The sequence below is a fragment of the Streptomyces colwelliae genome (assembly GCF_048158785.1).
Taxonomy (GTDB): Bacteria; Actinomycetota; Actinomycetes; order Streptomycetales; family Streptomycetaceae; genus Streptomyces.
This window is the reverse complement of the sequence record NZ_JBLTJC010000006.1, coordinates 64,960-83,045: the sequence shown is the minus strand read 5'-3', so window position 1 is coordinate 83,045 and position 18,086 is coordinate 64,960. Positions and strand designations below refer to the sequence as shown.

Annotated in this window: 20 protein-coding genes; 6 read left to right on the top strand and 14 right to left on the bottom strand. The window is 72.3% G+C overall.

The genetic code is table 11. The features are described from left to right. On the bottom strand, window positions 1-279 hold a 279-nt coding region (locus tag ACNFOC_RS02720; protein WP_416956181.1), incomplete at its 3' end, for a PEP/pyruvate-binding domain-containing protein. Between the two features lie 15 nt (window positions 280-294). Beyond that, complete coding sequence (locus tag ACNFOC_RS02715) at window positions 295-1,227, bottom strand: universal stress protein (RefSeq protein WP_416956179.1); 933 nt, start codon at window positions 1,225-1,227, stop codon at window positions 295-297. Window positions 1,228-1,393: 166 nt separating this feature from the next. Between ACNFOC_RS02715 and ACNFOC_RS02710 the strand changes: the two genes are divergently transcribed. Both ACNFOC_RS02710 and ACNFOC_RS02705 read left to right on the top strand, forming a co-directional pair. Then, the gene (locus ACNFOC_RS02710; RefSeq protein ID WP_416956177.1) at window positions 1,394-2,224 is read left to right on the top strand and encodes a universal stress protein; all 831 of its coding nucleotides are present in this window, start codon (window positions 1,394-1,396) and stop codon (window positions 2,222-2,224) included. 63 nt (window positions 2,225-2,287) lie between these two features. After that, entirely contained in the window at window positions 2,288-2,446 is a 159-nt protein-coding gene (locus ACNFOC_RS02705) for a hypothetical protein (RefSeq protein ID WP_416956175.1), read from the top strand. Between the two features lie 247 nt (window positions 2,447-2,693). Here the strand turns inward: ACNFOC_RS02705 and ACNFOC_RS02700 are convergent, their stop codons facing one another. From ACNFOC_RS02700 to ACNFOC_RS02660, 9 genes are all read right to left on the bottom strand, one after another. Next, window positions 2,694-3,203: a flavodoxin domain-containing protein gene (locus ACNFOC_RS02700; protein WP_416956173.1), complete on the bottom strand. Its 510-nt coding sequence runs from the start codon at window positions 3,201-3,203 to the stop codon at window positions 2,694-2,696. A 21-nt stretch (window positions 3,204-3,224) separates the two neighbouring features. After that, the gene (locus ACNFOC_RS02695) at window positions 3,225-3,956 is read right to left on the bottom strand and encodes a CBS domain-containing protein (protein ID WP_416956171.1); all 732 of its coding nucleotides are present in this window, start codon (window positions 3,954-3,956) and stop codon (window positions 3,225-3,227) included. A gap of 12 nt (window positions 3,957-3,968) precedes the next feature. After that, window positions 3,969-6,659, bottom strand: coding sequence for a bifunctional acetate--CoA ligase family protein/GNAT family N-acetyltransferase (locus tag ACNFOC_RS02690; RefSeq protein ID WP_416956169.1), 2,691 nt, complete (start codon window positions 6,657-6,659; stop codon window positions 3,969-3,971). Between the two features lie 150 nt (window positions 6,660-6,809). Continuing rightward, window positions 6,810-7,823 (bottom strand): type I glyceraldehyde-3-phosphate dehydrogenase, encoded by a 1,014-nt coding sequence (gap, locus tag ACNFOC_RS02685; RefSeq protein WP_416956167.1) that lies wholly within the window; start codon window positions 7,821-7,823, stop codon window positions 6,810-6,812. A 43-nt stretch (window positions 7,824-7,866) separates the two neighbouring features. Then, window positions 7,867-10,275, bottom strand: a complete 2,409-nt coding sequence (locus tag ACNFOC_RS02680; RefSeq protein ID WP_416956165.1) for a phosphoketolase family protein — start codon at window positions 10,273-10,275, stop codon at window positions 7,867-7,869. An 87-nt stretch (window positions 10,276-10,362) separates the two neighbouring features. Then, complete coding sequence (locus ACNFOC_RS02675) at window positions 10,363-11,235, bottom strand: universal stress protein (protein WP_416956163.1); 873 nt, start codon at window positions 11,233-11,235, stop codon at window positions 10,363-10,365. 5 nt (window positions 11,236-11,240) lie between these two features. Then, window positions 11,241-12,263: an alcohol dehydrogenase AdhP gene (gene adhP / locus ACNFOC_RS02670; protein ID WP_416956161.1), complete on the bottom strand. Its 1,023-nt coding sequence runs from the start codon at window positions 12,261-12,263 to the stop codon at window positions 11,241-11,243. 31 nt (window positions 12,264-12,294) lie between these two features. Next, complete coding sequence (locus tag ACNFOC_RS02665) at window positions 12,295-13,200, bottom strand: universal stress protein (protein WP_416956159.1); 906 nt, start codon at window positions 13,198-13,200, stop codon at window positions 12,295-12,297. A 149-nt stretch (window positions 13,201-13,349) separates the two neighbouring features. After that, complete coding sequence (locus tag ACNFOC_RS02660) at window positions 13,350-13,970, bottom strand: DoxX family protein (RefSeq protein ID WP_416956157.1); 621 nt, start codon at window positions 13,968-13,970, stop codon at window positions 13,350-13,352. A 177-nt stretch (window positions 13,971-14,147) separates the two neighbouring features. Here ACNFOC_RS02660 and ACNFOC_RS02655 point away from each other — a divergent pair, with 177 nt between their 5' ends. After that, window positions 14,148-14,321 carry a hypothetical protein gene (locus ACNFOC_RS02655; protein ID WP_416956156.1) on the top strand — a complete coding sequence of 58 codons (174 nt, stop codon included), beginning with the start codon at window positions 14,148-14,150 and terminating at the stop codon, window positions 14,319-14,321. Beyond that, window positions 14,318-15,073 (top strand): hypothetical protein, encoded by a 756-nt coding sequence (locus ACNFOC_RS02650; protein ID WP_416956154.1) that lies wholly within the window; start codon window positions 14,318-14,320, stop codon window positions 15,071-15,073. Before ACNFOC_RS02655 ends, ACNFOC_RS02650 begins: the two co-directional genes overlap by 4 nt. A 33-nt stretch (window positions 15,074-15,106) precedes the next feature. On the opposite strand, the gene ACNFOC_RS02645 is transcribed toward ACNFOC_RS02650, so the two are convergent. Both ACNFOC_RS02645 and ACNFOC_RS02640 read right to left on the bottom strand, forming a co-directional pair. Then, on the bottom strand, window positions 15,107-15,610 hold the full coding sequence (locus tag ACNFOC_RS02645) for a hypothetical protein (RefSeq protein ID WP_416956152.1): 504 nt from the start codon (window positions 15,608-15,610) through the stop codon (window positions 15,107-15,109). Between the two features lie 123 nt (window positions 15,611-15,733). Further along, window positions 15,734-15,925: a hypothetical protein gene (locus ACNFOC_RS02640; RefSeq protein ID WP_416956150.1), complete on the bottom strand. Its 192-nt coding sequence runs from the start codon at window positions 15,923-15,925 to the stop codon at window positions 15,734-15,736. A 203-nt stretch (window positions 15,926-16,128) separates the two neighbouring features. On the opposite strand from ACNFOC_RS02640, the gene ACNFOC_RS02635 reads away from it, so the two are divergent. After that, window positions 16,129-16,593 (top strand): cyclic nucleotide-binding domain-containing protein, encoded by a 465-nt coding sequence (locus ACNFOC_RS02635; RefSeq protein ID WP_416956148.1) that lies wholly within the window; start codon window positions 16,129-16,131, stop codon window positions 16,591-16,593. A gap of 35 nt (window positions 16,594-16,628) precedes the next feature. Beyond that, on the top strand, window positions 16,629-17,288 hold the full coding sequence (locus ACNFOC_RS02630) for a CBS domain-containing protein (protein ID WP_416956146.1): 660 nt from the start codon (window positions 16,629-16,631) through the stop codon (window positions 17,286-17,288). 68 nt (window positions 17,289-17,356) lie between these two features. On the opposite strand, the gene ACNFOC_RS02625 is transcribed toward ACNFOC_RS02630, so the two are convergent. Next, window positions 17,357-17,935, bottom strand: a complete 579-nt coding sequence (locus ACNFOC_RS02625) for an Rv1733c family protein (RefSeq protein WP_416956144.1) — start codon at window positions 17,933-17,935, stop codon at window positions 17,357-17,359. Between the last annotated feature and the right edge of the window lie 151 nt (window positions 17,936-18,086).

Here is an 18,086-nt window from a genome sequence, read left to right as displayed (position 1 = left end):
CACGGACACCAGCAGCGGATCGTCGGGCGCGCCGAGGGTGCGGCCCATGGCCCGCTCCAGCGCGGCCAGTGCGCGGGCCGCCTCGACGGCCAGCTCAGGCGGTTCCTCGCCCGTCTTCAGGTAGGCCGTGCAGGCCTCGGTGGTGACGGTGAATCCGGGCGGCACGGGCAGCCCGAGCCGGGTCATCTCGGCCAGGCCCGCTCCCTTGCCGCCCAGCAGGGCCGCCATCTCGCGGCTGCCTTCGGCGAACTCGTACACGTACTTGGTCGGTGCGGTCATCAGGACTCGGGCCTCTCACTCGTGGGGTACGACGGCCACGGGACAGCCGACGTGATGGATGGCGGCGTGGGTGACAGGGCCGATGCGCGGACCCGTCGGACGGTCGGTGAGGTGCCGGCCGACCACGAGGAGGCCCGCCCCGGAGGCGGCCCGGAGCAGCGCGGACTGCGCCCGGCCCTCCGAGACGGTCTCGGTGACCTCGACGCCTGGGTACTTGTCGCGCCAGATCCGGAGTACGGCGGACAGGAAGCCGAGCCATTCCTCGGCCCGCTGCGCTCCGCTCACCAGGCCGATCTCGCCAGGGCCAAGCCCCAGGGGCGGAGACTGCCAGGCGTGGACCACGCGGAGCCGGGCACCGCGCAGCCAGGCCGCCTCGAAGGCGAACTCGATCACCGCGTCGCAGGGCTCGCCCAGGTCGACGCCCAGGACCACGTCCCGGTAGCCGGTCAGGACGGAGGGGCGGCCGCCGCGCGCCGGAAGGTGTTCGCCGGCGGCTTCCTCGTCCACCCGGACGAGGACCACGGGACGGGTGGCGCGGGCCAGCACACCCTGGGCGACCGAGCCCACCAGGAACCCGGTGAACCCGCTCAGCCCACGTGAACCCAGCACCAGCAGCTCGGACTCCTCGGCCGCCTTCAGCAGGGCGGCGGTCGCGGGACCCTCCACCTGCTCGTCGTACGGGAGGACGTTCGGGGCGACGGCACGGACCCTCGCCCTGGCCTGCCGCAGGACACGGCGCGCCTGATGCCTCCCCCACTGCCTTAAGGGCGTGGGAGGTACCCCCATGGCGGCCGTGACGGGCTCGCCGTCCTCCTGGCGCGGGTGCCAGTTCCAGACGTGCACGAGCCGCAACGGCAGGTCGCGGCGTGCCGCCTCGCGGGCGGCCCAGTCGGCGGCGGCGAGGCTCTCGGCGGAACCGTCGACTCCGGCGATGACGGGCGGCAGCATGATCCGCACCTCCTGCGCTCGGTCTGCTCCTCCCCTCCAGCGTCGTCCCGCGGCCTACGGGCAGGTAGGGGCCGCCAGGTCTCCGACCGGGGTCCGTTCGGCCCCTGCCCGGGCCCGCCCCGCACGGTCAGGGTGGAAGGGCCACGGACCTGGAGGGCGGCACACCATGGAACGAGTGATCATCGCCGGAGTCGACCGGTCGGCACGCAGCCGTGTCGCCGCGGACTGGGCGGCGCGCGAGGCGCTGCGGCGCGGGCTGCCCCTGCGGGTGGTGCATGTGGCACCGCCGGAGAACCTGGACCCGGTGGAGCGGTGGCCCTACCGCCCGGACACCGTGGCGGACCACGTGGTCGCCGAACTCACCGCCCGCCACCCGTCGTTGACGGTCCGGGCGGTGAGCCTCACCGGGCCGCCGGTCCCCGAGCTGCGGGCGGCGGGCGCGCACGCGGAACTGGTCGTGCTCGGCCTGCGCGGCGAGGGCCGGCACGCCGGGGTCGCCCTGGGGTCGACCGCGGCGGCTCTGGCCACCGGGTGCGCCGGCCCTCTGGTGCTGGTGCCCGGAACCCTCGCGGGGACGGACGCCCCGGACCACACCGACGCCGTGACCGTGGGTGTCGATGCCCGTGACCCGGCGGGCGGCGCGCTCGGCTTCGCCTTCGAGGCCGCCCGGCTGCACCGCGTCCGGTTGCACGCGGTGCACGCGTGGGCGCTCCCGGCGGGCGCCGCCGCGTCGCCCGTACCGGTGTCGGAGACGGATCGTGCCACCTGGGAGGACCACGAGGAGGACCTGCTGTCGGACGCGCTGCGTCCGTGGCGCGGGAAGTACCCGGACGTCGGCGTCCGGGAGGACGTGCTGCTGTTCCCGCCGTCCGGGGCACTGGCCCACGCCTCCGAGACGTCCGGGCTGGTGGTGGTCGGACGGCACACCGCCCCGGGCTCCACCGCCCTGGCCCTCCTGGAGCACGCGCGCTGCCCTGTCGCCGTCGTGCCGTCGTAGGCGGGAGCGGGGAGGTTCGGCCCCGGCCCATGGGTCCTTCGGCATCTGTGGGACGGGGCCGTCGTGGCGCACGGTGCAGGTACGAGGTCACGTACGCGCAACACCGCCATAGGCACGACCACCGAGGCGGACCCGCTCGCCGAAGAGGAGTTCCATGGCATCGAGGACGGGCCGGGCGAAGGTGACTCCCCGCTCAACTCCCGCGCATCCGCAGACCGTTGACGCAGGAACTCGCCACCCGGTCCTGTGACCCCACCGCGGACCGACGCGTGCCCACTCGGCGTCCCACTGGTCCAGGCGCCACTGTTCCCGCCGCCAGGACATCCCCCGGCGCATGGGCCTTCCGTCCCCGTGTCAGGCCTGGGTGGCCCTCTCCGGAACGCCGTGCTGGCCTCGACCGGCCGTGGGACGGCCCCGGCGATGCGCCGGGGCCGTTCCTCATCGCATGTCGCTGGGGAGGTTCAACAGGTCAGTCCTCCTCTCGCGCCGTCAGCAGCTCGTCCGCGATCCGTGCCGCCCAGTCCTCGATCGCGCCGAAGTCGCGGAAGTCTCCGCCCTTCCCGTTGCGCACGATCGACTGGGCGATGTACCCCTTGGCCCCTTCCTCCAGGCAACCGCCGAAGGTGACGTGGCCCCTGACGTCGAGCCGGATCATGGCCCGCCGTACGCCGTGCACGGGCGGGATGTCCCGCTCGGAGGCGGAGGCGTCGAGCGGTCCGCTGCTGAAGAACCACAGCGGGCGCTTGGCCAGTTGGCGGCCGTGCCGGCTCAGGAACCGGCGGGCGTCGCGGTGCCAGCGGCCGGCGTACAGCCCGCTGCCGAGCACCACGGCGCCGTACGGCCGCACGTCCACGACGGACCTGGCGGGCAGCAGGTCGGCGGTGAGTCCCGCCTTGCGCAATACCTCGGCGACGGCCTCGGCGATCTGCGCGGTCGATCCGTTCGTCGTCCCGTAGGCGACCAGCACGCTGGTGGGCATGGCGGTTCGCCTCCTCTCAGTTCACAGGTGGCGCACCCAGGTCTCGGTGACACCGCGGTAGGTCTGCTCTTCGGGCTGGATGTGCGAGTCGTCCGTCCGGTAGGAGAGCTGGTCGACGACCGCGACGACACCGTCGATCTGCCGGACCATGGAGACGGCGATCTCCGTCTCGCTCTTGCGTTCCATGTGGCCGGCGAGCGTGACGACGCCCTCCACCACGGAGACGTCGACGCTGCTGGGCGCCAGCCACAGAGCGCGCACCAGGATCTCGGCGACGACCTCGTCGCGGATCTCCGCGTCGGGACGCAGGAAGACCTGGAGCACGTCGCGGCGGGTGACGATGCCGACGAGCCGGTTCTCCTCGTCGAGGACGGGCAGCCGCTCCACGCGGTGCTGGGCCATGGTCCGGGCGGCCTCGACGATGGTGTCGTCGGCGTGCACGGTGACGGGCGGCGCGGTCATCAGCCGGCCGGCGGTGCGGGCCGTGGACTTCGCGGCCCGCTGTTTGCCGCCGCGCGTCAGGTCCGTGAACCGGAACCGCTTCTTCGGCTCGTACGGGTCGGGCGCTTCGGCCTGGTGGGCCATCAGGTCCGTCTCGGAGACGACTCCGATGACCTGGTCGTCCTCGTCGACCACGGGCAGGCCGCTGATGCGGTGTTCGCCGAGCAGGCGTGCCACCTCTTTGAACGGCGTGCCGTACGTGGCGCGAACGACCTCCGCGGTCATCACGGAGCCGACCTTGTTGTGCTTCATGGTGTTCCCTCCTCAGCGAAGTCGGCGCAGATACGGGTCCTGCGGCCTGGTGGGCAGCAGGCGCACGCGGGCATCGAGGACGGAGACTCCGCCCGGTGCCGCGAGTACGGGGTTGAAGTCGGCCTCGGCCAGCTGCGGCAGGTCGCTCGCCATCCGGGAGAGCCGCAGCAGGAGTTGTTCGAGGCCTTCGAGGTCGACGGGCGGGCTGCCGTGCGCGCCGAACAGGAGCGGGGCGCAGCGCGGGGCCGTGATCAGGTCGTGCACGTCGTGGTCGGTGAGCGGGGCGAGCCGGGCGGTGTGATCGGCGAGAAGCTCGGTCGCGGTGCCGCCGAGGCCGAACAGGACGAGCGGTCCGAAGACCTGGTCCTGGACGACGCCGGCGAACAGCTCGGTGCCGCGCTCGGCGAGCGGCTGCACGACCACGCCGGTCAGCAGTCCGGCGAACCGCGTCTCCAAGTCCCGGAAGGCTGCGCGTACTTGGGAGTCGCCGCGCAGGTCGAGGTGGACGGCGTGCTGTTCGCTCTTGTGCAGCAGGCCCGGCCAGTGGCCCTTCATGACCACCCGGCCGTCGGCGCCGCGCAGCCGGTCGGCGGCGAGGACGGCGTCGTCCTCGGTCTCCGCCCAGGCCCAGGCGAGTTGGGGAATGCCGTAGCAGCCGAGGAGTTCGGCGCACTCGCGCGGGCCGAGCCAGCCGCCGTCCGGGTTCGCGTCGAGGTAGGTCTCGACGACGGTGTGGGCGCGCGCGGTCTCGACTCCGTCGAGGTCGGGGATGGTTCCGGCGGGCCGGGCGAGCCAGGCCGAGCGGTGGGCGGCGTGGGCCAACGCCCGTGCCGCCGCCTGGGGTTCGGCGTAGGCGGGGAGGGTACGCAGGTCGGTGGTGGGCAACAGCTGGACGGGCAGGGCCTGTTCGAGCCGCACCACGGCAACCGGCTTGGGCCTGCGGCCCGTTGCCCGGGTCAGAGCCCGGACGAGGTCGTCGCCGGTCGCCTCGGCCACCGCGGTGGGGACCAGGGCCACGAGGACGGCGTCGACGCCGGGGTGCCGCATGACGCGGTCCACGCAGTCCTTGAGCTGCTCCTCCGAGACGGCGGCGGTGGCGTCCACGGGGTTGCCCACGGCGGCGCCTTCGGGGAGTACGGCGAGCAGGTCGTCGACGAGTTCGGGGGTGGGCGTCGGCAGGCTGAGCCCGGCCTCGGCGCAGGCGTCGGCCGCGAGGACCCCGGCTCCCCCGGCGTTGGTGACGATCAGGACGCGGGATCCGGCCGGCAGCGGCTGGGAGTGCAACAGGGCGGCGGCTTCCAGGAGTTCGCCGACGGACCGGGTGGCGGTGATGCCGGCCTGGGTGAACAGCGCCCCGCGCGTCATGGTGCGGGTGGCGGCTGCCGCGCTGTGCGAGGCGGCGGCGCGGCGGCCCGCGTCGGTGCGGCCCGCGTCGACGGTCAGGACGGGCATCCGGCGGGTCACGCGGCGCGCGGTGCGGGAGAACGCCCGCGGGTTGCCGAAGGACTCCAGGTGCAGCAGGGCGAGGTCGGTGGTGCCGTCGCTCTCCCACCACTGGAGCATGTCGTTGCCGCTGACGTCGAACTTGTCGCCCAGGGAGGCGAAGGTGGAGACGCCGATGCCGAGCCGGGACAGCCCGTCGAGCAGGGCGATGCCGACGCCGCCGGACTGCACGGCGATGCCCGCGGTGCCGGGGCGGGGGTGGCCGGCGGCGAAGGTCGCGTCGAGGTTCAGTTCCGGGTCGGTGTTGGAGACACCGAGGCAGTTGGGACCGACGAGCCGCATGCCGTACGTCCGGCAGGTCGCCGTGAGCGCCTCGGCCTGGGCCGGGTCGAGTCCCGTGGTGACGACGAGGAGGGCGCGTGCGCCCGCCTTGCCGCACTCCTCGGCGGTGGCCGGGACGGCGGCCGCGGGTACGGCGACGACCACGAGGTCGGGCGTCCTGGGCAGGGCGCTCACGGACGGGTGGCTCGGCACGCCGAGGATCGAGGTCGCGGCGGGGTTCACCGCGAAGAGGCGGCGGGTGAAGCCGCCTGCCTTCAGATGGTGCAGGATCGCCCGGCCCACGGAGCCGGCGGTGCGGCCCGCGCCGACGACGGCGACCGCGTCCGGGCGCAGCAGCGGGACGAGACTGGCGACGTCGGCGGAACGGCCGCGCGCGTCGGTGGCCGACAAGTAGTGCTCGTCCTCGACGAGTTCGATGGTGCAGCGCATCTCGGGGCCCTCGAAGCGGCGGGCGGTGCGCAGGCCGAGGTCGGCGAAGAGCCGCAGGATCTCGTGGTTCTCGCTGAGCGCGTCGGCCGTGAACGCGGTGATGCCCTCGGCGCGGGCGGCGGAGACCAGGTGCTCGACGAGGAGGGTGCCGACGCCCCGGTGGTGCAGTCCGTCGGCGACCGCGATGGAGATGTCGGCCGCTGTCCCGGTGCCGCCGTTGTCGTACTCGGCGAGCCCGATCACCTGGCCCTTGGCCTCGGCGAGCAGGGCACGGTATCCGGGGTGCGGCCGGCAGGCCCGGTCGGCCGCCCTCTCGGCGGACCGGCGGCTCACTCCGAAGAACCGCAGCCGCAGGTTCTCCGGGGACATCTCCTCGTAGAGTCCCCGCAGTTGGTCATGGTCGCCCGCCACGACGGGACGGACGCACACGGTGGTGCCGTCCGCGAGCAGGGCATGGACGGTGGGTCGGCTGAGCACGTCGTCCGTCATCACGGGTCTCCTTCGGACTTCTTCGACACTTCGAGCGTCCCGCGGAACGGAGAGAGGCCCCATGGGCTGCCTGGGGGCGGACCATGGGGCCTTTCGGCCCTCAGGAACCCGCCGCACAGGCCCACCGCACGGGGCCTCTCCCGGTCGTGCTCAGTCGTCGGCGACCAGCGCCGTCAGGTCGAGGAGTCGGTTGGTGTAGCCCCACTCGTTGTCGTACCAGCCGAAGACCTTGGCCAGGGTGCCGTGCGCCTGGGTCAGGGCCGGGTCGAAGACGCACGAGGAGGGGTCGCCGATGACGTCACGGGAGACGATCGGGGCCTTCGAGACGCGGAGGATGCCGTTGAGCGGGCCCTCGGCTGCCTCGTCGAAGACCGCGTTGATCTCCTCGGACGTCACCTCGCGGCGCAGCACGACCGCGAGGTCGGTCAGCGAGCCGTCCTCGACGGGCACGCGCACCGCGATGCCGTCCAGGGCACCCGCCAGCTCCGGCAGCACCAGGCCCACGGCGCGGGCGGCGCCGGTGCTGGTGGGGATGATGCTCAGGGCCGCCGACCGGGCCCGGCGCAGGTCCTTGTGCGGGCCGTCGAGGAGGGACTGGTCGTTGGTGTAGCCGTGGATGGTGGTCATCATGCCGCGCTCGATGCCGAAGGCGTCGTGCAGCACCTTGACCATCGGGGCGACGCAGTTGGTGGTGCAGGAGGCGGCCGAGACGATCCGGTCCTGCCTGCGGTCGTACGTCGCGTCGTTGACGCCCATCACGATGGTGGCGTCCGCGTTCTTGCCGGGCGCGGACAGCAGGACGGTGTGGGCGCCGGCCTTCAGGTGCAGGGCCGCGGAGTCGCGGTCGCGGAAGCGGCCGGTGGACTCCACGACGACGCTCGCGCCGTAGTCGGACCAGTGCAGGGCGGCCGGGTCGCGTTCGGCGCTGACGTCGATCCGCCGGCCGTCGACGGTGATCGAGCTGTCGTCGTGGCTCACCTCGCGTCCGATGCGCCCGAACGTCGAGTCGTACTCCAGGAGATGGGCGAGGGTGGCGGGCGAGGTGATGTCGTTGATCGCGACCACCTCGACGTCCTGGGTGCCCGCCTCGGCGCGGTCGAGTGCCGCGCGCAGATAGGTGCGGCCTATCCGGCCGAAGCCGTTGATGCCGACACGTACGGTCATGGCGGTGAACTCCTTTGCGGCGCGGGGGATTTACGGGAGCGGGTCAGGCGTTCCAGGTCCAGTCGGCGACCTCCGGCAGGTCGGTGCCGTGCTCGCGGATCCAGGCGTGGTGGCGGGTGCGGGCGTCGGCCATGGTCTGGCGTACGGCTGCGGCGCGTACGGCGAGGCCGGGGACGCGGTCGATGACGTCCATGACGAGGCGGTAGCGGTCGAGGTCGTTGCGGACGACCATGTCGAAGGGTGTGGTCGTGGTGCCGGACTCCTTGTAGCCGCGTACGTGCAGGTTGGCGTGGCCGGTGCGGCGGTAGGCGAGGCGGTGGATGAGCCACGGGTAGCCGTGGTAGGCGAAGATGACCGGCTTGTCGGTGGTGAACAGGCCGTCGTACTCGAAGTCGCTCATCCCGTGCGGGTGTTCGTCGCGGGGCATGAGCCTCGTCATGTCGACGACGTTGACGACGCGGACGGCGAGGTCGGGCAGGTGCCGGCGCAGCAACTGCGCGGCGGCCAGCACTTCCAGGGTCGGAACGTCACCGGCGCAGCCGAGGACGACGTCGGGTTCGCCGCCGTTCTCGGTGCCCGCCCACTCCCAGATCCCGGCGCCGCGCGCGCAGTGGGCGCGGGCCTGGTCCATGGAGAGCCAGTCGAAGCAGGGCTGCTTGCCGGCGACGATCACGTTGACGTAGTCGCGGCTGCGCAGGACGTGATCGGCCACGGAGAGAAGGGTGTTGGCGTCCGGCGGGAGGTAGACGCGGACGACCTCGGGGCTCTTGTTGAGGACGTGGTCGACGAAACCGGGGTCCTGGTGCGAGAAGCCGTTGTGGTCCTGGCGCCAGACATGCGACGTCAACAGGTAGTTGAGGGAGGCGATCGGCGCCCGCCATGCCAACTCCCTCGACGTCTTCAGCCACTTGATGTGCTGGTTGACCATCGAGTCGACGATGTGCACGAACGCCTCGTAGCAGGAGAACAGTCCGTGCCGGCCGGTCAGCAGATAGCCCTCCAGCCAGCCCTGGCAGGTGTGTTCGGAGAGGATCTCCATCACGCGGCCGTGCCGGTCCAGGTGTTCGTCGACCGGTAGGAACCCGGCCTGCCAGGCCTTGCCGCTGGCGTTGAAGACGGCCTGGAGGCGGTTGGAGGCGGTCTCGTCCGGGCCTACGACGCGGAAGTCGCGGCTCGCCGAGGTGTCGTGCATGACCTGTTCGAGGAGGTCGCCGAGGACGCGGGTGGGCTCGTGCAGGGTGGTGCCCGGCTTCTCGACCGGTACCGCGAACCGGTCCAGGGACGGGACCGGCAGATCCCGCACGAGGAGACCGCCGTTGGCGTACGGGCTGGAGCCGAGGCGCTTGGTGCCCTCGGGTACGCAGGAGAGGACGTCCGCGACGGGCCGGCCCTCCGCGCCGAACAGCTTCTCCGGGTGGTAGGAGCGCAGCCAGGCCTCCAACTGCCGTAGGTGCTCAGGGTTTTCGCGCACTTCGGACAGCGGGACCTGGTGTGCGCGCCAGGTGCCCTCGACCGGGACGCCGTCCACCTCGGCGGGACCGGTCCAGCCCTTCGGGGTGCGCAGCACGATCATGGGCCAGTGCACCCGCTCGGTGACGCCGTCCTCGCGGGCGGTCCGCTGCATCACGGCGATACGGTCCAGCGCGTCGTCGAACGCGGCGGCCATGGCGCGGTGCACCGTGAGCGGGTCGTCTCCGGTGACGTGGATCGGCTCGTGGCCGTAGCCGCGCAGCAGTTCGTCGAGTTCGGACTCGGGCAGGCGGGACAGCACGGTCGGGTTGGCGATCTTGTAGCCGTTGAGGTGCAGGATCGGCAGGACGGCGCCGTCGTGGACCGGGTCGAGGAACTTGTTGGAGTGCCAGGCGGCGGCCAGGGGGCCGGTCTCCGCCTCGCCGTCGCCGATCACACAGGCGACCAGCAGGTCCGGGTTGTCGAAGGCGGCGCCGTAGGCGTGGGCGAGCGAGTAGCCGAGCTCACCGCCCTCGTGGATCGAGCCGGGCGTCTCGGGTGCCACATGGCTGGGCACGCCGCCGGGGAAGGAGAACTGCTTGAACAGCCGCTCCATGCCGGTCCCGTCGCGGCTCACGTCCGGGTAGGTGTCGCTGTAGCTGCCCTCCAGCCAGGAGTTGGCGAGTACGGACGGCCCGCCGTGTCCCGGTCCCCACACGCACAGCGCGTCCAGGTCGCGTTCCTTGATCACCCGGTTGAGGTGGGTGTAGACGAGGTTGAGCCCGGGCGAGGTGCCCCAGTGCCCGAGCAGCCGCGGCTTGATGTGCTCCGGCTTCAGGGGCTCGGTGAGCAGCGCGTTCGCCATCAGGTAGATCTGGCCTGCGGCAAGGTAGTTGGCGGCCCGCCAGTGAGCGTCCAGCGTGCGCAGTTCGTCGTCGGAGAGTGCGGAGGGTGCGGAGGGTGCGGACAGAGCGGTGGCGTCCTGGCGTTCGGCCTTGGGCATCGGAGGCTCCGGAAGTCATCGGCATCGGTCAACGGGCGGTGGAGGCGGAACTGCCGCGTCAGCGGGTGGAGTCGGGGACGATCGCGCTCATGCCTGTTCGGGCACGATGACGACCGGGCAGGCGGAGTGGTGCAGCACTCCGTGGGCCACGCGGCCCAGTTGGAGTCCGTAGTGCCCGGGGCGGCGCCTGGCTCCGACGATCAGGAGGTCGGCGTCGCGCGAGGCGTCCACGAGCACGGTCCGGGTGTGGCCCTCGACGACACGGCGGTGCGATTCGACGTCGGCTGGTACGTCCTGGAGCGCCGATTCCAGCGCCTCGACCGCCTGTTGCTCGTGCAGCCGGGCCGGTTCTCCGGACATCAACGGATGGTCGGTGGTCTCGTGCGCGGGGCAGCGCCAGGCCCGTACGACATCCACCGGCACTCCGCGCCGCCGCGCCTCGTCGAAGGCGAAGCGCACCGCCGCCGAGCCCGCCGGCTTCTCTCCGACGCCCACGACGACGCGGCCGTGCGTGCCGGTGCGGACCTGGTTGTCGTGGCTGCCGCGGACGACGATCATCGGACACTGCGCGTGCCCGGCCACGATCAGGCTCACGGAACCCAGCAGCGCCTCGGCGAGACCGCTGCGGCCACGGGTGCCCGTCACCAGCACCGAGGCGCTGCGGCTCTCCCGCACCAGCGCGTACTCGGGCTCCTCCGCCAACACCTCGACGCTCACGTCAAGGTCCGGATGGCGACGACGTGCCCGGCGGGCCGCGTTGTCGACGACGTCCTCGGCCATCACCTGCTCGTCGGGCTTGGCGAGATCCTCGGCGATCGAGGTGCCTTCGTAGCGTTCCCACAGCGAGGCGTACACCAGCCGCAGCGGTGCCCCGCGCAGGGTGGCCTCGTCGGCCGCCCAGTCGACGGCCCGCAGGCTGGGCTCGGAGCCGTCGACGCCGACGACGATCGGGAGGTCCATCGCCCTCACCGTCCGGTACCGAGGTCGAAGACGATCCGGGCCTTGATCTCGCCGCGCAGCACGTCGGCGATGGACTCGTTGACGGTGTCCAGCGACCGGGTCTCGTAGATGACCTTCGTCCGGCCCGCCGCGTGGAGCTGGAAGACCTCGGTGAGGTCCTGCCGGGTGCCGACGATCGAGCCGATCACCGAGGTGCCGTTCAGCACGGTGTCGAAGATCGGGACCTGGATCGTGCCGTGCGCGGGCAGCGCGACCATGACGAGCTTCCCGCCGCGCCGCAGACCGGAGTTGACGGCGGCGAACGCGGCCTCGTTCACGGCGAGCGCGATCGCGGCGTGGGCACCTCCGTGCCGCTTGAGGACCTGACCGACGTCGTCCTTACGGGCGTCGATCACGAGGTCCGCGCCGAGTTCGGCGGCCAGTTCGAGCTTCTCGTCGGTGACGTCGATCGCGGCGACGGTGGCGCCGGCGATCTTCGCGTACTGCACCGCGAGGTGGCCGAGCCCGCCGACGCCGGAGATGGCGACGAGCTGGGAGGGCCGCACGCCGGCGACCTTGAGCGCCTTGTACGTGGTGACGCCCGCGCAGGTCAGCGGGGCGGCCTCGACGGCGCTGACGCCCTCGGGCACCGGCTGGGCGAAGTCGGCCCAGGCCAGCATCTTCTCGGCGTACCCGCCGTCACAGCCGTAGCCGGTGTTGATCTGCTGCTCGCACAGCGTCTCCCAGCCGGACAGGCAGTGCTCGCACCGCCCGCAGGCCCTGCCGAGCCACGGCACCGCGACCCGCTGTCCGACAGACAGGTGGGTGACGCCGTCGCCGAGCTTCTCGACGAGGCCGACGCCCTCGTGACCGGGGACGAAGGGCGGGCTCGGCTTGACCGGCCAGTCGCCGTGCGCGGCGTGGATGTCGGTGTGGCACAGCCCGGACGCCTCGACGCGGACACGGACCTGGCCGGGGCCGGGCTCGGGATCGGGACGCTCCTCCATGACGAGGGGCTCGCCGAACGCTCGTACAACTGCTGCCTTCATGACTGCTGCTCCTCAGGCGGACGGGGGTGGGTCAGTCGTGTGCGACGACGGCGACGGGGGCGGTGGCGTGGTGCAGGACGCCGTGGGCGACCGGGCCGATGTGGGCGCCGAGCGCGTTGTGGCGGATCCGGCGGCCGATGACGACGAGGGAGGCCTCGCGGGAGGCGTCCACCAGGTGGTCGGCGGCGCTGCCGACGCGGGGCTCCAGGGCGACCTCGATGTCGGGGTGCTTCTGGCGCCAGGGGCGCAGGGCGTCGGTGAGGGAATCGGTCTCCTCGCGGGAGAGTTCCTCGCTCAGGCCGGCGTCCATCGCGAGGCCGTAGGCGTAGTACGGCGGGAGGCTCCAGCCGTAGACGACCCGCAGGCCGGTGTCGCGCCGGGCGGCCTCGGCGAACGCGAACTCGATCACCGCGTCGGCGGGGGCGCCGGCGTCGATGCCGAGGACCACGGGCCGGTACGCGGTGGCGGCCGACGGGCTGCCCGCCGGGTCCAACTGGTGCTCGGCGGCGGCCTCTTCGCCGGCCCGGACCAGGACCACGGGCAGTTCGGCGTGCGCGACGACGGAGAGGCCGACGGATCCGACGAGGAACCCGCCGACACCGCTCAGCCCACGCGAGCCGAGGACCAGCAGTTCGGCGTCCTTCGCCGCGTCCACCAGCGCGTCCGAGGGCGTGCCGGTCACCTGCTCCACGGTCACGTCCACGCCGGGGTGGCGCTGACGCAGGCCCTCGCCCGCCTCGCGCGGAATCCGCTCGCTCCAGTGCTGCTGCGTCTCCGCGCCCATCAGCGGGGCCTGGGCCAACGGGTCCGGGACGGGCTCCCAGACGTGGACGACCTTCAGCGGCAGGCCGCGCAGCTCCGCCTCGTGGGCCGCCCATTCCGCGGCGGCACGGCTTTCGGGCGAACCATCGAGACCTGCGACAACAGTGCGGACCATGACTCTTCCTCCTGAACGGATGTCTGATTCCAGCTTCGTGGCGTAGGGGTTCCCGCAGCAGGGGCCGCAGGTCCCCGACAGGGGCCGATCGGCCCAATGGGCAGCCGGAGGGTGGGCCCCTCGCGAGGGGCCCAGCGTTTCTCCTGCGGTCAGCGCAGCCAGGTGTGGTCGCGGACGATGGGGAGCGTGGCCCAGACCTTGCCAAGACCCCACGTGGCACCGGCACCCGCCACCGCGAGAGCGATGATCACGACGGCGTAGATCAGGTGGTAGTCCACGAACGGGTTCGACGACATGCTCAGCGAACCGTCCGACACATGCTTCGCCGGCGGCCACTCCGCGATCCACATCAACGCCATCATCGCCGTACCGGCGACAGCCGCCAGCCGCAGCGCGACACCGGCGATCAGCGCGACGCCGATACCGAGCAGACCGAGCATGAACAGCCAGTTCGCCCAGCCGGCCCCGGCCCAGTCATGGAACGTCGACTCCATCGGACCCGCCGCCACCGAACTCAAGAAGCCCTTCGTGGGCGAACCACCATCGATCCAGCCCTTGCCGGACGGAGTCGCGTAACCGAACCCGAACGTCTTGTCCAGGAACGCCCACAGGAAGGCGAACCCGGTCAGCAGACGCAGCGACGCGAACGCACGCGTCGCAGTGGCCGCAGTGGCGGCTGCCGTCGCGGCGCCGTCCGGCGCCGAGCCGTTCCTGCGGAACGTGGGCAGGTGGAAGCCGGAGCTGCGGTGCGGGTGCTCGTGCACGGCCATGATCGTGATCCCTTCGCGGTGTCAGGTCGTTCGTTGCACCGCTCACTCTTGTGCGCCGGGCCGTCCGTCACCTGATGCCGTTGGTCCGTCGGCGCCGGGCTGAACGACCCCTTCCGCAGGGCCTGTTGGCCCGCCGGCCCGAATGCGCCAAGGCCGACCGAATGTCGTACTCGACATATGGTCGACGCGGGGTGGGCGACCCGGTATGAGGAATCGGGCGAGCACCCGGGACGGCCGAAGCGCTACTACTACGAACTCACCGCCGTCGGTCAACAAGCGGCCCACCAGGCCAAGGAGCGGAAGCCTCGACTCTTCGGGCTGCGCTCGGCAGCGGAAGGGGGAGCGCTGTGAGGGCGGACGAGGAGGTCGGGGAGGCCATCTCCCGTGACGGATGGCTGGCTGTTGTCGCGGTGCTGACGCCGGTACTGACCGGCACGGCCGCACTGATCTTCCTTCTCGTCGGCTACGCCCTGAAGTTGCTCGACCCCGAACCGGCTTTCGCGGAGACCATGCTGACCGTCGGATGGTTGTCCGGTTCCGTGACGGCGGTCGCGCTCCTCGGCAGCGCGATCACAGTGTTGCTCACCGCACTGCGCAACAGGCCGCCGGAGCAGGACCTGGACCTGGACCCTGAGGCCACCGCGAGCACACCTGCCCAGAACGCCCGGGCAGGCCTTCGGACCCTGGACTTCGCATCCTTCGTCGCCGGAGAGCGCCGGTCCCACCTCCGGGAGGAATGGGCCGCGGTCCTGGCCGGTGATCCCGGCAACGGCATCGTCCTCTCCCGACGCCGCAGGCTGCGCTACGCCCTCGGGTTCCTCTGGGCGGCGCTCCGTATGCGGCTGCATGACCTCACCGCTCCCCTGTGGCTGCCCGTGGACTGGCTGCTGTCGGTGGAGTCGCGTACGCACGGGTTCATCACGCTGGCCGTCGGTGCGCAGGTCGTGTACGTCGCGTACGAGGATGGTCTGCATGCCCTCGTCACCGAGGGCTGGGGCTGGTGTGCCGGCTGCGGCATCGCCCTTCGGCTGCTCGTCGGCCGGCTCCGCAGAATCCGCGGCATCGAACTCGCCTCGGCGCACGGCGACTCCGGCGGCCGTTAGCGCGCCACCGACCGGGGTACGGGTGGCCCCCTCCTACGCCGCGGCCCCCGCGAGCGATCGGCTGGAGTTCCTCCGGCCGCGGTAGACGGCCACCGGCGCCTTGGCGAACAAGCCGGCGAAGGCGAGCGGGATCAGCGGGGAGAGAGCGCGGCCGAGCCGGTTCCAGCCGCCCTGGTCCACCGGCACCCAGGATCCCCACGGCTCCTCGGCCACCTTCACCGGCGCGCCGAAGACGGGCTCGGAGGAGAAGCCGGTCGCCGTGATCCGGCGTGTCCCGCTGCCGGAGGCCCGCACCGGATCCACGAACCCCTTGCAGTCGAGGTCGGGATGACCGCCGCCCCGGGATGTCGTGGCCGGCGCGGACGCCTCGCAGTCCGTGACCCGTATGGTCAGCTCGTTCCCCACCAGCCCCAGGCGCCCGACGGCCGAGACGGCCATGTAGACGGCGACACCGAAGAGGGAAAGGGCGATCACACCGCAGACGACAGCCCCGACGACCGGCTTCCGCCCGGTGCGCACCGCACTCTGCTTGATCACTGTCCCATCGTACGAACCCACCACTGGGCCGCCGACAGCACCCTGACGTTGTGAGAAGCGACGAACCAACAGGTCACCGAACTCCGTCGGCGACGCTGGGCGCCACCCTTCACGAACGGTGTGTCAGTGGTGGACGGGTGTCCGCCGGTCCGTGCGGACCATCGGCGGGACCGGCGGCCGCTGCGGTGTCCGGCGGGCGCGCGTCCGCAGCACCAGCGCGTCGAGTGCGGCGCCGAGTACGGCGGTGGCCACGGTCGCGATCACCAGCAGGACGGCGAACTGCCTCCAGAATTCCGGTGTCAGGGTCGTACCCACGGTGTCCACCCCCTCATGTCGGTCGAGTGCCTCTCTCGGCTCTCGGTTTCATCGAACCGCCGGCAGCCCGGTGGCACAGGGTGCCGCAGGGCTCTCGCGGGGCGCCGGTCGGCCCGGTCCGCGGGCCGACCGGCCCATGGTCCGCCGGGACACACGGGCGGACGCTGGAGGTGGCAGAGACGCACGCTTTCCGGAGGTAGGCCATGAACGCTTCCCCGACCATGAGCATGCCGCGGGCCCTGACCCCGGACCATCGCGAACAGCTGATGAGGCTCGCCCGCGAGGTGTCGATCCCGCAGGGCGCCCGGCTCTTCGAGGAGGGCGCCCGCGCCGACCGGTTCTGGATCATCCGTACCGGCACGATCGCCCTCGACATGCGCGTGCCCGGCCGCCAGGCCGCCGTCATCGAGTCGCTGGGACACAACGAACTCGTCGGCTGGTCCTGGCTGTTCGCCCCGCACGCCTGGCACCTGGGCGCCGAGGCGACGACACCGGTACGCGCCTGGGAGTTCGACGCCACGGCCGTACGCACGCTGTGCAAGGACGATCCCGCGTTCGGCGTGAACGTCTTCCAGTGGGTGGGCGACATCGTGGCCCACCGGCTCCGCTCGGCCCGCACCCGGCTGCTGGACCTGTACGCCCCGTACGGCAGCGGCGGCATGCGGTGACCGCGCCGGCGGACCGTGACGAGCGAGGAGTGGCCATGCATGGAACACCGCACATCGTGAGCGACGTGATGACCCGCACCGTCGCCACGGTCGTTCGAGGGGCCGCGTTCAAGGACATCGTGCGCACGATGCAGGAGCGGAAGGTCAGCGCCCTGCCCGTGCTCGACGCGGCGGAGCGGGTGATCGGGATCGTCTCGGAGGCGGATCTGCTGCCCAAGGAGGAGTTCCGCGACAACGACCCCGACCGGTACACCCAGTTGCGCCGGCTGTCCGACCTCGCGAAGGCCGGTTCGGTGACGGCGGGCGAGCTGATGACCGCCCCAGCCCTGACCGTGGAGCCGGACGCGACCCTCGCGCAGGCCGCCCGGACCATGGCCCGGGCCAAGGTCAAGCGCCTGCCCGTCGTGGACCACGCGGGCCGGTTGGAAGGCGTCGTCAGCCGGGCCGACCTGCTGAAGGTGTTCCTCCGGGACGACGAGGAGATCGCGGAGGAGGTACGGCGCGAGGTGGTCGCGTACCTGTTCCCCGGTCCGGCGTCGAACGTGCGGGTCGAGGTCCGGGACGGTGTCGTACGGCTCGGCGGCCGGGTGCGGGACAGGTCCCTGGTCCCCGTGGCCGCGCGGCTGGCGCGGGCCGTCGAGGGGGTCGTGGACGTGGAGTTCGCACTCGACGGGCCCGAGGAGCGCTCCGCGTAGCGCGAAGTGCCGCGAGTCCGTGAGCCGTTGCCCCGCCGGCCACCGACTGCCGACGAGGCAACGGCGTCTCAGCCGGCCTTGCGCCCCCAGCGCTCCCCGGTCAGTTCCCACTCCTCGCCCCAGCGGTCGGTGGCCCGCCGCTCCACCCGCAGCCGGATCAGCCGACCGCCCGCGAGCACGAACAGTCCGCCGGCCAGCCCGGCCCCCGTACCGGCCAGCACCACGCGTGCCGTCGCCACGGCCGGGCTCGCGGGCTCGTCCACCAGACGGCCGTGCCCGTCCGTCCACACCGTCACCGCGCCGCCGACGGTGGTTCCGGCCTTCACCTCCGTCGTGGCGGTACGGACGGTGCCCTGCGCGTCGGTCCAGCGCACCTCCGCCCGCACACGGTTGTAGTCGACCGCGGCGCGCGCACCGTGCGGCACGGTGCGGAGCAGCACGGCGGTGGCCGGCCGATGCTCCGCACCGTCCCTGGCCTGCGCGTTCGCGACGGCCTGGGCGCCCGCCACTCCGGCGACGGCACCGCCGGCCGTCGCGAACGCCCAGGCGGCCAGGACGATCCACGCCTCGACGGCATCGCTGTGCCGGCGCAGTTCGTTGCGCCGCCAGCGCCACCCCAGGACCTTCAGGCGCTTGGTCCTCCGCATCGGTCACACCCCCTCACGGGCTTCATGGAGACGAGAACAACAGGAAGGTCTCACCGGGTGATCGCCGCCGGGAGGGGCCGACGGACCGTCGCGCGGGGGCCGGTCGGGACACGTCGCACGGGCCGGTTGGGCCGGTCGGCCCTAGTGCTTC